The organism is Thalassococcus sp. BH17M4-6 (genome assembly GCF_049323015.1).
GTDB lineage: Bacteria > Pseudomonadota > Alphaproteobacteria > Rhodobacterales > Rhodobacteraceae > Puniceibacterium.
This window is the reverse complement of record NZ_JBMPGU010000002.1, coordinates 158,366-171,554: the sequence shown is the minus strand read 5'-3', so window position 1 is coordinate 171,554 and position 13,189 is coordinate 158,366. Positions and strand designations below refer to the sequence as shown.

The window sequence follows — 13,189 nt, the reverse complement described above, 5'->3', positions numbered from 1 at the left end:
TCAGCCTTTTGCCGGTCCGTCGGCGGCCAGCGCGCTTTTGTCGGCATTGGGGTCGTCGCGTTTTGCTTCGACGTCATATTTGCTTTTGATCGCAAAGACGATGACGGCGAACATGGTGATAAGTGCCAGCACGGGCACGATGAAAAACAGGTCCATTGGGTGTCTCCTTCGACGTTACCGAAGCTGAACACCCAAGGTTGTACGCCGGTTCCTCTCTACCGCGCGGCTGCGGCGATCCAGCGCGGACCGGACCAGCAAGCGATTGCCCACGATGCAACGGGCGCCGCATGACACCATGACCCGATGGCGAACCTTAATGGCTACCGGATTACATGTCGTCCTTGAGCTGCAGCACGCACCATGCGAGCAGGGCCAGAAGAATGACGATCGGCAAGATATAAAACATTGGATGCTCCCTGACAGCGATGCAAAGAGTGTAGCGCATTCGCGCCCTCAGGCAACGCAGACAGCACGGGCAGCGCGCAATCTTACGGCAAGTGAGCAATAATCATGCAAAATCCCCCGACGATCACCGCGACAAGCTGGCTCATGGTGATCACCCTGGGCCTTGTCTGGGGCGCCACCTTCATGGTGATCGAGATTGCCCTGACCGGCATCACGCCCTTCTGGCTGGCCGCGGCCCGGATCGGTTTCGCGACCTTGCTGACACTCGCTGTCTGGGGCGCGCGCGGCTTCCCGCTGTTCCTGACCACGGCGCGGCCCTGGGGCATGCTGGCCTTCATCGGCGCCTTCAGCTCGGCCATCCCGTTCATCCTGCTGGGCTGGGGCCAGCAGTTCGTGACATCGGGCTTTGCCGGGGTCAGCATGGCGGCGGTGGCGCTGATGGTGCTGCCGCTAGCGCATTTCCTCATCCCGGGCGAGGCGATGACGCTGCGCCGCCTCGCCGGCTTCCTGATCGGTTTTGCCGGGGTGGTGATCCTGATCGGCAGTCAGGCCTTCGACAGCACCGGCGCGGCGCTCGAACCCTATGGCCGCCTGGCCTGCATCGGGGCCGCGGCCTGCTACGCGGTCAGTTCGGTCAACATGCGCCTGCTCCCTCCGATTGACCCCATCGGCCTTGCCGCGGTGCCGATGCTGTTCGGCACCGCGCTGGTGGTGCCGCTGGCCTGGACGGTCGAGGGGCCGCCCCCCCTGCCCGCGCCGCAGACCCTGCTGGTGCTGGGGTTCCTGGGGCTGGTGCCGACCGCGGGGGCGAACCTGCTGCGGGTGCTGGTGGTGCGCAGCGCCGGGCCGGTCTTCATGTCCCTGACCAACTATCAGGTGCCGCTGTGGTCGGTGCTTCTGGGGGTGCTGATCCTGAATGAACCCGCCCGCCCGGGCCTGCTGATCGCGATGATCCTGATCCTTGCAGGCGTGTTCATCAGCCAGTGGGGCGCGCTGCGGCGTCTGTTCGTGCGGCGGCCAAGGCCCCCGGCCAGCGCACCGCCAGCCTGAACGCGCGGCCCGGTCAGAGCGACCGGGACGCGCGCGCGGGTCATTCCCAGCAGCTGACCAGCACGGTCATTTCCGACGCGACCGCCGTCAGATCCTCGGGCGCCATCACGCCCGCCGCCTGCGTCGCATCCGCCGTGACCCCGGCACTGCGCAGCATCGCGCGGATGTCATCGGCCTTGGCGGCAAAGCTGACCTCCTCGGGCAGTTGCCGCCCGCCCGACTCGCGCGGCAGCAGCATGCCCAGCACCGCGCCTCCGGCGTCGAAGACCGGCCCGCCCGCATCGCCCGGCAGCGATGCCAGCGCCAGCCGCTTGAGGTTCTCCTCGCCCGACAGGCCGCGCAGATCCTCGAGCGTGCCATAGGTCAGGGTCGGACGGCTGAGCACACCGCCGAAGGAATAGCCCGACACCGCCACCTCGGTCTGCAGGCGCGGCAGGCCTTCGCGGAAGGCCGCGACCGACTGAGGCGCCAGCGACGCCTGCGGGCGCAGCACGGCGATGCCCAGTGCCGCGTCCTGCGCCACAATCACCGCCTCGTGCACACCATCAAGCGTGATGCGCCCGCAGCCTGCGACCGCCTCGGACGAGGTCACGACCGACCCCGCGCGATTGACGTAAAAGCCCGAGGCCGTGACCTTGGGCTTGCGGATCTGCAGCCCCGACACCAGGTCGACCGACGGCACCTCTTCGGACACGGCGGCGGGGTCAAGCACCGCTGCCGTGACCTCGAAGCTGTCCTGCATCAGACCCAGCACCCGGGTCCGGCGTTCCTCGTCTCCGGCGGGCCAGATCAGGGTAAACCCCTTGATGCGTCCGTCTTCAAGCTCCGCTTCGGTATGCGACACGATGCGGGCATTTTCTCCGGTCAGCGTGAAGGACCGGTTGCGCCGCTCGCGCGGCCCTTCCAGCGGCACGATCTCCAGCGTCTGCATGATCTCGTAAAGGCCAAAGAGCGTGTCCTGATCGCCCGGCTGGCTGATCAGCAGCACCCGCGCGTCCAGATCGCCCGTCGGCGCGTAATGCACGAACGGGGCCTCGTATTTCTCGAAATCCACCACGCCCATGGGCAGCTGCATGCTGATCCCGGCGCGCGCCTCGGTCACCTGCCTCAGGCCCATACCGTCAAGCACGGCATTGTACTGGCGCAACAACTCGGCGCGCTGCCGCGTGGTCAGCACACCGGTCGCCTCGAACCCGTTGGCAGTCTGCCACTCCGACATCGACCGCCGCGTGCCCCGGCCAAAGGCGCCATCGATGGCCGCCGTGTAATACCCGGCCCATTTCAGCGCCACTTGCAGCTCGCGCCGCGCCGCGCCGTCCAGTGCCGCCTCGGACCGGCGCGCTTCGCGCGGGGACTCGTCGACCGGTTCGGCCACCGCCGGTTCGGTCGGCTGCTGGGCCTGCACATCCTGCGCCGTATCGTCGGAGGTGGCCGCGGGCAGCCCGCGTTCGATGATCACCGGGCCTGCCCCCACCGGCCAGAACCGGCGCTGGAAATCCACCGGATCGGCGACATAGGCATCGAGCGGGATCTGCCCCTGCGCACGCAACTGCCGCAGCAGCGCCGCCGCCTCGTCCGGCGCATAGGGCCCCAGCGCGATCCCGTACCAGCCGCCGCCCAGGGCAAAGCCGTTCACATCCTGCAGAAAGCTGGAGTAGTCCCGCGCCCGGTCCTGCGCGCGCGTCAGCGACGGCTGCGCCTCGACTTGGATAAAGGCCACATCCTGCGCAAGAGCAGGCCGCGCGGCCCAAAGGGCCACCGCGCACACGATGAAAAAAGTCCGTAGCATACCTGTAATCGTCCCCGAGACCGTTCGGCGTTATGTGTTATCCGCCTGTCTTAGCAAATGCAGCACGATCTGCATCCCAAAACAACGTCCCCACCCGTTCAAATTATGCGGCGTGGCGCAATTGACCCTGTGCGCCCTTGGGCCTAAGCAGACGCGACCTTGGATGGGGACAAAGACGATGGACCGGACCACCACCAGACCGCGCAGCTTTCAGGAAATCATCTTGCGGTTGCAAAGCTATTGGGCCGCCAAGGGCTGCGCCATCCTGCAGCCCTATGACATGGAGGTGGGGGCCGGCACCTTTCACCCCGGCACCACACTGCGGTCGCTGGGCGGCAAATCCTGGGCCGCGGCCTATGTCCAGCCGTCGCGCCGCCCGACCGACGGGCGCTATGGCGAAAACCCCAACCGGTTGCAGCACTACTATCAGTACCAGGTGATCATCAAACCCTCGCCCCCCGATCTGCAGGCGCTCTATCTCGGCAGCCTCGAGGCCATCGGCATCGACATGACCCATCACGACATCCGCTTTGTCGAGGATGACTGGGAAAGCCCGACGCTGGGCGCCTGGGGCCTGGGGTGGGAGGTCTGGTGCGACGGGATGGAAGTGTCGCAGTTCACCTATTTCCAACAGGTCGGCGGGCATGACTGCCACCCGGTGTCGGGCGAGCTGACCTACGGGCTGGAGCGTCTGGCGATGTACGTGCTGGGCAGCGACCACGTGATGGACATGCCCTTCAACGATCCCGACGCGCCGATCCCGCTCAGCTACGGCGATGTCTTCCGGCAGACGGAAGAGGAATATTCGCGCTGGAACTTCGACGTCGCCGACACCGAGGTGCTGTTGCAGCATTTCAAGGATGCCGAGGCCGAATGCCAGCGCATCCTCGCGCAGGACAGCGCAGACCCCAAGACCGGCAAGACCATCACCATGGCGCATCCCGCCTATGACCAGTGCATCAAGGCCAGCCATCTTTTCAATCTGCTGGATGCGCGCGGCGTGATCTCGGTCACCGAACGGCAGGCCTATATCGGCCGGGTGCGGGCGCTGGCCAAGCTTTGCGCCGACGCCTTCGTGACGACCGAAGCGGGCGGAGCCGCCGCATGACCGGCAGGTTCCTGGCGATCCTGATCGTCGTCAGCGCGCTCCTGGCCGGGGCGGGCATGTATTATCTGCAGGTCTATGCCTATTACGAACCGGTTGTGGCCACCGGCACCGACGACGTGCAGCTGACCCCGCTGCAGGGCGACAGGCCCGAAACCATCCTCTACGAGGATTTTCAGGCCATCGACGCCAACAGCTCGCCGATCCGCTACCGCGCCTGCTTCACCACCCCCTCGGCCCCCGGGGTTCTGGCCGACACTTACGCCCCCTACCCCGGCGCCGCCCCGCGCGTGGCCCCGGGCTGGTTCGACTGCTTCGATGCCGAAGCCATCGGCGCGCTGCTCCGCTCGGGCCAGGCCCGGGCCTTCCTCGGAGAGCGCAACCTCGAATACGGGATCGACCGGGTGGTGGCGGTGACCGAAGACGGCCACGGCTATGTCTGGCACGAGGTCAACGACTGCGGCGACAAGGCCTATGACGGCTCGCCGCTCGATCCGACCTGCCCCGACCGTCCCTGACCCGCCCCTTCTTCTTGGCAAAATACTCCAGAGAGCGCGAGAGACAGCGTCTCTCGCATGCCGCAGGCATTCCCTTGCGATGTCAGTGCGGCTTGTCCGGCGTTTCCGCGGCATTGAGGGCGGCGTTCATCGCCTCTTCCAGATCCTCGGGATCCTCCGACGGGATCGCGTACGACCCCGACAGCCATTTCGCCAGATCGATGTCGGCGCAGCGCTTGGAACAGAACGGGCGGTACGCGGGCAGCGTGTCCTTGTCGCAGATCGGACAGCTCATCCCAGCACCTCCGACAGGGCAATGCGGTCGCGTTTGCGCTGCAGTTCCAGGTTGCCCATCGGCGTCCAGCCCACCAGCGTCGTCTCGATCCAGTCGGCCCGCAGCGCCGCGCGCAGCGCCGATTCGACCTGCCGGCGGTCCTTTTTCGGACAGGGCGCCGGATCGACGGTGATCTGCCCGCCCAGGCCCCGCAGCCGCAGCTGCCGCGGCAGGTCCTTCATCGCGGCCATGTTGGCCTTGAGCCCCGCGGCGGGCGAGGTGTCGCCGCCGGTGTTCACATCGACGGCCACCAGCGCCCGGGTCGGTTCCACATGCATCGACGCCCCGCCGCCCAGGGGCACGCGGTCGCTGCGCAACGCCTCCAGCGCGTCCAGCACACCGTGCACCTCGAAGCTGCCCGCCTCGGTCGCGATCTCGGCTGGGTCGGTCCAGTCGCGCCAGGCCAGCGCATGCGGCCCGTCGCCTTCGACCAGGGTTTCGGCATCGCCTTCGGCGTCGGTCATCACCTGCGCCGCAAGTGCGGCCATGCTGCGGATATCCTCGGCGATATCATCGCGTGCCGCCGCCGCGCAGGACGACCGCAGGATCAGCCCGGCCTCGCCCGACATCTCTTCATGCGCGATTTCCAGCAGCGTGTCGCGCAGGTCGTCATCCTTAATACTGCGCGAGACATTGAGCCCCGGCGCCCCGGGGGTAACGATGGCATAGCGGCTTTTGAACAGGACCTTGGGCGTCACCGGGATGGCCTTGCCCGGTTCGGCATAGCCCGTGACCTGCACCAGCAGCGGCTGACCTGGGGACAGGCCCTTGATCTGGCGCAGGTAGCATGGCCCGTCGGGCGAGCGCAGGAACACCCCGCCCTGCCCCTTCATCGGGCGTTCCGCGATGGCGCGGTAGATCGTGCCCGGGCGCGGCAGGTCGCTGTCGATCAGCAGATCCTGCAACACCCCGTCGACGATCAGCGCCGCCGCCTCGACATCCCCCAGATGATCCAGTGCGATGGTCCGGCCCTTCATGTGCGTTCCTTCCAAAGCGGATAGCCCGCCGCCTGCAACAGATGCGCGGTTTCCAAAAGCGGCAGGCCCACCACGGCAGTGAAGCTGCCGTTGATCCACGGGATCAGCGCCCCGGCGGGCCCCTGAATGCCATATCCGCCCGCCTTGCCCAGCCAGTCTTCGGTCGCGAGATAGCCGTTGAGCTCGTCGTTCGACAGCTGTTTCATCTTCACCGCCGTCACCACATCGCGTTCCCAGATCCTGTCGCCGCGCCGGACGGCCACGGCCGTCACGACCCGGTGCCGCCGCCCCGACAGGGCCGTCAGGAATTCTGCCGCCTCGGCCGCCGTTTCGGGCTTGCCCAGGATGCGGCGCCCCAGCGCGACGGTGGTATCGGCGGTCAGCACGATATCGTCGGGGTCGGCCTGGACGGCCTGCGCCTTTTCCCGCGCCAGCCGCACGCAATAGGGGCGCGGCAGTTCGCCCTTGCGGGGGTCTTCGTCGATGTCCGGGGGGCGGATGTCATCCGCGACGATGCCCAGCTGCGCCAGCAGTTCGCGGCGGCGCGGGCTGCCGGAGCCGAGGATCAGGCGGGGGCCTTCGGTGTCCATCTTCATCCTGTCACCCACATTGGCCAATGGACGACGGCCACATGCCGCCTCTGGCGACACGTTCACCCGCGCTAGGCGCGCCAGTGGCGCTCCTTACTTGAACCGATAGTTGATCCGACCCTTGGTCAGATCGTAGGGGGTCATTTCGACCTGCACCTTGTCGCCTGCCAGAACACGGATGCGGTTCTTGCGCATCTTGCCTGCCGTATGTGCGATGATCTCATGGCCGTTTTCAAGCTCGACCCGGAATGTCGCATTGGGCAGGAGTTCCTTCACGACACCGGGAAATTCGAGCGTATCTTCCTTGGCCATGGTCTCTCCTTGGTAATGGACGGCGCATTTTGCGCCAGCGCGCTAGCATATGGGACCATTTCAGCGGTTTTTCAAGGACGAATTCAGCGCAGGCGCTGCACCGCGGCAGGCCCGTCACGCCCCGTCTGTTCGTCCCAGTGGCGGCGATTGAGCACCACGCCATCGGCCCGGACATGGGCGATTGCGGCGGGATCGACCGTCGCATAGGTCCAGCCGGGCTGGTTCAGAACCCCTTCGGCGATGACGCCCGTGGCCGGGAATCCGGTGTCGGGCGGGCCGAAGATGCCGCCCATGCCGGTGTTGGTGTCGACCGCATAGGACCAGTCGCAGGTGCCCACGGTCGAGGCCATGACTGTCACGCATTGCTGTTCCAGCGCGCGGGCCATCGCGCCGATGCGCACCCGGCTGTAGCCGGTCAGCGCCTCGGTGCAGGACGGAACAAGGATCAGGTCCGCATCGCTCACCGCCCGGGCCAGCAGCGGGTACTCGGCGTCATAGCAGATCAGCACCGCGATCCGGCCCAGGCTGGTATCGAACAGTCGCAGCGGCCCGCCGGGGGCCACGTGCCATTCCTCACGCTCGAACCGTGTCATGATCTGCTTGTCCTGCACGCCCATGGCGCCGGTCGGCGTGAAAAGCCGCGCGCGGTTGACCGGACGCGCACCCAGGTCTGCATCGAAGGCAGGACCCGAGGCCGCAAGGATATGCACGCCGTGCTTTGTGGCAAGATCCGCATGCAGCGCGTCGGCCTGCGGCAGAAATTCGGACACCGCGTGCAGCGACGCCTCCAGATCCTGCGCCAAGGCCCGGCCCTTGAGCGTGGCAAGCTCCATCGCGCCGTATTCGGGAAAGACCAGCAGTTCCGCCCCCTGCGACGCGGCGTCGGCCACCCAGCCGCCGAGCTTCGCCGCATAGGCGTCAAAGCTGTCCAGCAGGTCCATCGGATAGGCGGCGGTGGCGATTTTCATCGGCTGATCCCTGTGACGCGGGCTGGTGCGACCCTAAAGCGGTTTGATCCAGAATTGCAAAGGGTGGTCGGTCTCTGCTGGCTGGTCGTGATCCTTCCAGCGGAAATGCGCCACGGCGCCGTCCAGCTTTTCGTAGCCACGGTTGCGCCAGAAGCCGTCCAGCGGTGTATAATCCGCGGGCCGGAGCGGGTGATCGGCCGGGCGTACCACGCCGCAGAAGGCCACGTGACGGCGGCCCAGTCGGCGGGCATGCGCTTCCCGCTCTTCAAAGAACCGGACGCCCACGCCCTGCCCGCGATAGGCGGGCAGCAGCACCGATTCCGCGCAGTAGAACACCGTATCCAAGGCGTAGCCGGTGCCGTCGAAGGCGGCGGCGAAATCTTCGGCGTGATCCTCAAGCGGCGCGCCGGTCGAAGCACCGACCAGAGTGTCGCCGTCAAAAGCGCCCACGAGGATCGCATCGTTGCTGTCGCGGTAGGTCTGCAGATAGCGGCGTTCATAGTCCAGATCGCCGTCATAAAGGTACGGCCAGTCGGCAAAGACCGTGATGCGCAGCCGCGCCACGTCGTCAAGGGCCGCGTCCAGCGCCGCGCCGGTCAGAACCTCGACCCGCATCACGAGACCTGTTTGATCCAGTCGGCAAGGTTGTAATAGGTCACGACCCGGGTGATCCTGCCGTCCTGGAACGAAAAGAACGATCCGGCAGGCAGGCGGTAGGTCTGACCGCGCGCCTCGGGCAGGCCGGGATCGGTTTCCAGATAGGTGCCGTTGACCATGAATTCCGCCGCGCCGCGCGCGCCCTCCTCGGCCTCGAACAGCACCAGTTCGGTCAGTTTTTCGTCATAACAGCGGTCCATATGGGCGCAGAAATCGCGGAACGTGTCGCGGCCCATCCGCACCGCGCCTTCGTTGACGTAATGCGCGACATCTTCGGCCAGGCAATCCAGCATGCCGTCGGTATCTTTGCGGTTGAAGGCGTCGAAATACCGGGCAAGCACCTCTTTGGACATCAGTTTCCCCATTTTCCCTTGAGATTCTCGTAAATCTGGTCGCGCGTCTGGCGATAGGCGTTCAGCTTCGCCTCGCGGCTTTCGCCCAGGCCGGTCGGGTCCATGATCGGCCAGTATTCGACCGTCAGATGGAACATCCGCGTCGCTTCGACCGCCTGTTTCTGCGAGGCGGGCGACATCGCCACGACAAGGTCAAAGCCAGACAGCGCCTCGCCGTACTGCTCCAGATCCTCGAAATTGCGGGCGCGGTGGCGTGACAGTTCGACCCCGATTTCCTTGCAGACCGCGATGGCAAAGCCGTCGATGTCCAGATCGTTGAGCACGCCCACGGATTGCACGTAAGTGTCGAAGCCGTAGAGCTTTTTCATGATCCCCTCGGCCATCGGGGACCGGACGGCATTGTGATCGCAGCAGAACAGGACGGATTGCGGAAGGGGTTGCGCCACCCGTCAGCCCCCGAAGTGCAGGACGCAGATCAGGGTGAACAGCCGCCGCGCGGTGTCGGCGTCGATATCGGCCTTGCCCTCGAGCCGTTCCTGCAGGATGCGCGCGCCTTCGTTGTGGATGCCGCGGCGGGCCATGTCGACGGTTTCGATCTGGCTGGGCGGCAGGGTCTTGACCGCGTCGAAATAGCTTTTGCAGATCTGGAAATAATCCTTCACCACCTGCCGGAAGGGCGACAGAGACAGATGGAATTCGGCCGCCTTTTCATGGTCTTCGGTGGCGACATCAAAGACCAGACGCTTTTCCCGGATGGACAGGCCCACGCGGTAGGGCCCCGGCGGCACGGTGCGGTCGTCCCGCGCGGGCAGGACAAAGGAATTTTCCTCCATCAGGTCGAACATCGCCACCCGGCGTTCCTGTTCGATCTCGGGCGTCGGCGGCGGCAGCCCGGCGTCGTCCAGTTCGATATGTGCGATGCGGCTCATCTTTGGCCCCTTGGTTCGTCGGTTCGTCCCGCCCCTTGCCGATCACGCTAGCGCCTTCGCGCCGGGGCGGCAATGCGTCCGGTTGTCTAGGGCCGTGGCGTGGCATTCCGGTCATGTCCGGTTGGAGTCATCGCGCCGCAACAGCGCCAGATCGGCCCGCGACTTGGTCAGCCACGACAGGCCGAAGGCCCAGACGCCGATCGCCTCGAACCAGAAGATCAGCTTGTAGTCGAGCACGATCCGCGCGCCCTCTCCGCCGATGAAGTTCTTGAAGGCCGCCGCGACAGATGTGGCCAGAAGCGACAGCAGGATCACCCAGCCGCTGAAGATGTAGATGCGCCGCCGTCCGAGCCGCGCCGTGCGCGCGAATTTCACAAAGCAGAAGCCCGCCAGCGACGAAAAGAACACCAGCGCAAAAAGGTAATGCGCCACGGGCGTCACCTCCATCCCGACATAGCGCTGGGTCATGGTGGTGATCTCTCCCGTCCGGCTGGCCGTGGGCAGAAACGCCATGCCAAAGGCCGAAATGCCCGCTGCCGTGGCCAGCCAGTCGTCATCGATGATCTCGCCGGGTTCCCGCCGGTAGCCGCGGTAGGAGATCAGGAACACCCCGATGGCGCACAGCGTGCCGACATAGATGTCGCGGTAGGTGGTGTGAAAGAAATCGCTGATCGTGGGTTCGATCCCCGGCTCTTCGAGCAGCCCGCCGATCAGCAGCACCAGCGGCAGCATCAGACCCAGAATGCCCAGCGCCATGCGCACCCGGGTGTAGGACAGCACCATTTCATCGCGGGCGGTGTCAGACATGGCGCAACGGCTCCTCTCTCTGCCGCGCATCGGGCGACGCGGCGACATCGGCAAAGCGGACCATGCGGCCTTGCTCTTCGTCCCACAGCTTCCAGCGCAGCGATCCCAGCGCCTCGGACAGCCCCAGCCGCGTGGGATGCAGATCGTCGCGCAGCGCGCGATGGCAGGCCCGCAGTCGGTAGCAGGGAATGCGGGCGTTCAGATGGTGCAGGTCATGATATGCAAAGTTGAAGGTCATGAAATCGAAGACCGGCCCCAGCGTCAGCACCGATGCCCCGCGCAGCGACGCCTCTTCGAAATCCACCGCGTCGGCACGGTTCCAGTAGGTGTCTTCGTGGTTGTGGCCGGAATAGACCATGATCGTGCCGACGATGGCCGTGGCGACCGACCCCAGAAGCTGCGCCTGAAAGGCCGCCACGCCGCCCAGCAGATAGACCCCGACCCAAAGCGCCGCCATGAGCGCATTCTGCAACGCGCAATCCCAAAGCCCGACCTTGCGGGCGTTCTTGGGAAAGCGGTAGCGTAGGAAAAAGATGTAGAGCGGCCCCAGCAGGCAGATCGACAGGACCGACCGGTAAAGCCGGTAGCCCAGCCGCTGCAGCGGCGTCGCGGCGCGCCAGTCGGCCACGGTCCAGGTCAGCACCTCGTGGCTGTCCATTTCGTCCAGGTTGCCGATATGCGCGTGATGGCGGTTGTGGTTATAGCGCATGGTGTGGAACGCATTGGCGGTAAAGGCGCCAAGCAGCACCCCGGTCCAGACATTGACCCGGTGGCCGCGGAAATAGCTTAGATGCCCGCAATCGTGCTGGACTGCGAAAAGCCGGATGGACGCGCCGACAAATACCACGACAGACATCGCAATGGCTGCCGGGTTGCCCGGATAGGCCGCGCCCAGCGCCACGGCCCCGACCCACATCGCCAGCGAGATCGCCAGATGCAGGCTGGCCAGTCGGTCGTCAGGGCGGGCAAACGCCCGCGATTTCATGCGCAATGCCGAGGTCATCGAATGCAACTTCTGGTCGGACAAAATTGTTGACCAAATTTTGCTAGTCGAAAAGCGTGCGCATTGCCAGTTTTTGCTGACGTATCGCCGGTTTATCCGTTCAGCTTGCGCAACCGCGCGGTGACGCTCAGCCCATGCGCCTCGAGGCTTTCGGAGCTTGCCAGCCGTTCGGCGGCGGGGCCGATGGCGCGCAGCGCTTCGGGTGTCATGCGCGCCAACGTCGTGCGTTTGACGAAATCCAGCACCGACAGCCCTGACGAAAAGCGCGCCGACCGGGCGGTCGGCAACACGTGGTTCGGCCCGCCGACGTAGTCGCCGATGGCCTCGGGCGTCCACTGGCCCAGAAAGATCGCGCCGGCATGGGTGATCCTTGCGCTCAGCGCATCGGGATCGGCGACGCAAAGCTCCAGGTGCTCGGGTGCGATCCGGTCCGACAGCTGCGCCGCCTCGGCCAGATCGCGCACGGTGATGACCGCGCCGAAGTCGCGCCAGCTGGCCCCGGCGATGGCGCGGCGCTGCAAGGTTTCAAGCCGCGCCTCGACCGCGTTGGCCACGTCGCGGCCAAAGGCGGCATCGTCGGTGATCAGGATCGACTGCGCGCTTTCGTCGTGTTCCGCCTGGCTCAGCAGATCGAGCGCGATCCAGTCGGGATCGTTGTCGGCATCGGCGATCACCAGAATTTCCGATGGCCCGGCGATCATGTCGATGCCGACCTTGCCAAAGACACGCCGCTTGGCTGCCGCCACGAAGGCGTTGCCCGGGCCGGTGATCTTGTCCACGGCGGGAATCGTTTCGGTGCCATAGGCCAGCGCCGCAATCGCCTGCGCCCCACCGATGCGGTAAATCTCGTCCACCCCCGCGATCCGCGCCGCCAGCAGTACCAGCGGGTTGACCACCCCGTCGGGCGTCGGCACCGCGATGCAAAGGCGCGGCACGCCCGCGACCTTGGCCGGGATCGCGTTCATCAGGACCGAGGACGGATAGCTGGCCAGCCCTCCCGGTACGTACAGCCCCGCCGCCCCCACGGGCGTCCAGCGCCAGCCCAGCGTGGCGCCTTCGGGGTCGGTCCATTCGGCATCGGCCGGCATCTGGCGCACGTGGTAGGCACGAATCCGTTGCGCGGCAAGCTCCAGCGCGGTGCGATCCTCGGCCGACACGGTGGCGATCTGGGCATCGACCTCTTCGCGCGAAAACGCCATGTTGTCCGCTGTCAGGCGCAGCCGGTCGAACTTTTGCGTGAGGTCCAGCACCGCCTGATCGCCGCGCGCGCGCACATCGGCGATGATCCCGGCCACGATGTCGTCCACATCCGGGCTGTCCTCGCGCTTGGCGGCCAGAAGCGCCTGAAACCGCGTTTCGAAATCGGGCTGAGTGGTGTCGAGAAAGACCGGCATGACGGACCCCTTGCGTTGG

17 protein-coding genes are annotated in these 13,189 nt (G+C 66.0%); 3 read left to right on the top strand and 14 right to left on the bottom strand.

Translation table 11 applies throughout. The annotated features are described in order from the left end of the window. Entirely contained in the window at nt 1-156 is a 156-nt protein-coding gene (locus tag ACOXXX_RS03255) for a hypothetical protein (protein ID WP_422825113.1), read from the bottom strand. 354 nt (nt 157-510) lie between these two features. On the opposite strand from ACOXXX_RS03255, the gene ACOXXX_RS03250 reads away from it, so the two are divergent. Continuing rightward, the gene (locus tag ACOXXX_RS03250) at nt 511-1,455 is read left to right on the top strand and encodes a DMT family transporter (protein ID WP_422825112.1); all 945 of its coding nucleotides are present in this window, start codon (nt 511-513) and stop codon (nt 1,453-1,455) included. 40 nt (nt 1,456-1,495) lie between these two features. On the opposite strand, the gene ACOXXX_RS03245 is transcribed toward ACOXXX_RS03250, so the two are convergent. After that, nucleotides 1,496-3,244 carry a serine protease gene (locus tag ACOXXX_RS03245; protein WP_422825111.1) on the bottom strand — a complete coding sequence of 583 codons (1,749 nt, stop codon included), beginning with the start codon at nt 3,242-3,244 and terminating at the stop codon, nt 1,496-1,498. 178 nt (nt 3,245-3,422) lie between these two features. Between ACOXXX_RS03245 and ACOXXX_RS03240 the strand changes: the two genes are divergently transcribed. Next, nucleotides 3,423-4,352: a glycine--tRNA ligase subunit alpha gene (locus tag ACOXXX_RS03240; RefSeq protein ID WP_422825110.1), complete on the top strand. Its 930-nt coding sequence runs from the start codon at nt 3,423-3,425 to the stop codon at nt 4,350-4,352. After that, nucleotides 4,349-4,867, top strand: coding sequence for a DUF6446 family protein (locus tag ACOXXX_RS03235; protein WP_422825109.1), 519 nt, complete (start codon nt 4,349-4,351; stop codon nt 4,865-4,867). Before ACOXXX_RS03240 ends, ACOXXX_RS03235 begins: the two co-directional genes overlap by 4 nt. An 82-nt stretch (nt 4,868-4,949) precedes the next feature. Here the strand turns inward: ACOXXX_RS03235 and ACOXXX_RS03230 are convergent, their stop codons facing one another. The 12 genes from ACOXXX_RS03230 to hisD all read right to left on the bottom strand — a co-directional run bounded on the left by ACOXXX_RS03230 (nt 4,950) and on the right by hisD (nt 13,170). Then, complete coding sequence (locus ACOXXX_RS03230) at nt 4,950-5,141, bottom strand: DNA gyrase inhibitor YacG (protein WP_422825108.1); 192 nt, start codon at nt 5,139-5,141, stop codon at nt 4,950-4,952. Continuing rightward, nucleotides 5,138-6,157, bottom strand: a complete 1,020-nt coding sequence (locus ACOXXX_RS03225; protein WP_422825107.1) for a ribonuclease E/G — start codon at nt 6,155-6,157, stop codon at nt 5,138-5,140. Before ACOXXX_RS03225 ends, ACOXXX_RS03230 begins: the two co-directional genes overlap by 4 nt. Further along, the gene (locus ACOXXX_RS03220; RefSeq protein WP_422825106.1) at nt 6,154-6,747 is read right to left on the bottom strand and encodes a Maf family protein; all 594 of its coding nucleotides are present in this window, start codon (nt 6,745-6,747) and stop codon (nt 6,154-6,156) included. The genes ACOXXX_RS03225 and ACOXXX_RS03220 overlap by 4 nt, the downstream gene beginning before the upstream one ends. A gap of 93 nt (nt 6,748-6,840) precedes the next feature. After that, nucleotides 6,841-7,059 carry a translation initiation factor IF-1 gene (gene infA, locus ACOXXX_RS03215; RefSeq protein ID WP_005978431.1) on the bottom strand — a complete coding sequence of 73 codons (219 nt, stop codon included), beginning with the start codon at nt 7,057-7,059 and terminating at the stop codon, nt 6,841-6,843. Between the two features lie 83 nt (nt 7,060-7,142). Beyond that, nucleotides 7,143-8,027 carry a carbon-nitrogen hydrolase family protein gene (locus ACOXXX_RS03210; protein WP_422825105.1) on the bottom strand — a complete coding sequence of 295 codons (885 nt, stop codon included), beginning with the start codon at nt 8,025-8,027 and terminating at the stop codon, nt 7,143-7,145. 33 nt (nt 8,028-8,060) lie between these two features. Further along, nucleotides 8,061-8,642 carry a GNAT family N-acetyltransferase gene (locus tag ACOXXX_RS03205; protein ID WP_422825104.1) on the bottom strand — a complete coding sequence of 194 codons (582 nt, stop codon included), beginning with the start codon at nt 8,640-8,642 and terminating at the stop codon, nt 8,061-8,063. Continuing rightward, nucleotides 8,642-9,037: a ketosteroid isomerase-related protein gene (locus ACOXXX_RS03200; RefSeq protein ID WP_422825103.1), complete on the bottom strand. Its 396-nt coding sequence runs from the start codon at nt 9,035-9,037 to the stop codon at nt 8,642-8,644. The genes ACOXXX_RS03205 and ACOXXX_RS03200 overlap by 1 nt, the downstream gene beginning before the upstream one ends. Then, entirely contained in the window at nt 9,037-9,483 is a 447-nt protein-coding gene (locus ACOXXX_RS03195; RefSeq protein ID WP_422825102.1) for a low molecular weight phosphatase family protein, read from the bottom strand. The genes ACOXXX_RS03200 and ACOXXX_RS03195 overlap by 1 nt, the downstream gene beginning before the upstream one ends. A 3-nt stretch (nt 9,484-9,486) precedes the next feature. Further along, nucleotides 9,487-9,966: a UPF0262 family protein gene (locus tag ACOXXX_RS03190; protein ID WP_422825101.1), complete on the bottom strand. Its 480-nt coding sequence runs from the start codon at nt 9,964-9,966 to the stop codon at nt 9,487-9,489. A 111-nt stretch (nt 9,967-10,077) separates the two neighbouring features. Beyond that, nucleotides 10,078-10,773, bottom strand: a complete 696-nt coding sequence (locus ACOXXX_RS03185) for a hypothetical protein (protein WP_422825100.1) — start codon at nt 10,771-10,773, stop codon at nt 10,078-10,080. Continuing rightward, complete coding sequence (locus ACOXXX_RS03180) at nt 10,766-11,758, bottom strand: fatty acid desaturase (RefSeq protein WP_422825099.1); 993 nt, start codon at nt 11,756-11,758, stop codon at nt 10,766-10,768. The genes ACOXXX_RS03185 and ACOXXX_RS03180 overlap by 8 nt, the downstream gene beginning before the upstream one ends. A 110-nt stretch (nt 11,759-11,868) precedes the next feature. Beyond that, the gene (gene hisD / locus ACOXXX_RS03175; RefSeq protein ID WP_422825098.1) at nt 11,869-13,170 is read right to left on the bottom strand and encodes a histidinol dehydrogenase; all 1,302 of its coding nucleotides are present in this window, start codon (nt 13,168-13,170) and stop codon (nt 11,869-11,871) included. Nucleotides 13,171-13,189: the final 19 nt, after the last annotated feature.

Excerpts from the sequence above, each read along its gene's own strand:
- ACOXXX_RS03240 (WP_422825110.1), top strand. The coding sequence starts at position 3,423 with ATGGACCGGACCACCACCAGACCGCGCAGCTTTCAGGAAATCATCTTG.
- ACOXXX_RS03200 (WP_422825103.1), bottom strand. The coding sequence starts at position 9,037 with ATGTCCAAAGAGGTGCTTGCCCGGTATTTCGACGCCTTCAACCGCAAA.
- ACOXXX_RS03185 (WP_422825100.1), bottom strand. The coding sequence starts at position 10,773 with ATGTCTGACACCGCCCGCGATGAAATGGTGCTGTCCTACACCCGGGTG.
- infA (WP_005978431.1), bottom strand. The coding sequence starts at position 7,059 with ATGGCCAAGGAAGATACGCTCGAATTTCCCGGTGTCGTGAAGGAACTC.
- ACOXXX_RS03220 (WP_422825106.1), bottom strand. The coding sequence starts at position 6,747 with ATGGACACCGAAGGCCCCCGCCTGATCCTCGGCTCCGGCAGCCCGCGC.
- ACOXXX_RS03210 (WP_422825105.1), bottom strand. The coding sequence starts at position 8,027 with ATGAAAATCGCCACCGCCGCCTATCCGATGGACCTGCTGGACAGCTTT.
- ACOXXX_RS03250 (WP_422825112.1), top strand. The coding sequence starts at position 511 with ATGCAAAATCCCCCGACGATCACCGCGACAAGCTGGCTCATGGTGATC.
- ACOXXX_RS03235 (WP_422825109.1), top strand. The coding sequence starts at position 4,349 with ATGACCGGCAGGTTCCTGGCGATCCTGATCGTCGTCAGCGCGCTCCTG.
- ACOXXX_RS03180 (WP_422825099.1), bottom strand. The coding sequence starts at position 11,758 with ATGAAATCGCGGGCGTTTGCCCGCCCTGACGACCGACTGGCCAGCCTG.
- ACOXXX_RS03225 (WP_422825107.1), bottom strand. The coding sequence starts at position 6,157 with ATGAAGGGCCGGACCATCGCACTGGATCATCTGGGGGATGTCGAGGCG.
- ACOXXX_RS03230 (WP_422825108.1), bottom strand. The coding sequence starts at position 5,141 with ATGAGCTGTCCGATCTGCGACAAGGACACGCTGCCCGCGTACCGCCCG.
- ACOXXX_RS03190 (WP_422825101.1), bottom strand. The coding sequence starts at position 9,966 with ATGAGCCGCATCGCACATATCGAACTGGACGACGCCGGGCTGCCGCCG.
- ACOXXX_RS03245 (WP_422825111.1), bottom strand. The coding sequence starts at position 3,244 with ATGCTACGGACTTTTTTCATCGTGTGCGCGGTGGCCCTTTGGGCCGCG.
- ACOXXX_RS03205 (WP_422825104.1), bottom strand. The coding sequence starts at position 8,642 with ATGCGGGTCGAGGTTCTGACCGGCGCGGCGCTGGACGCGGCCCTTGAC.
- ACOXXX_RS03255 (WP_422825113.1), bottom strand. The coding sequence starts at position 156 with ATGGACCTGTTTTTCATCGTGCCCGTGCTGGCACTTATCACCATGTTC.
- hisD (WP_422825098.1), bottom strand. The coding sequence starts at position 13,170 with ATGCCGGTCTTTCTCGACACCACTCAGCCCGATTTCGAAACGCGGTTT.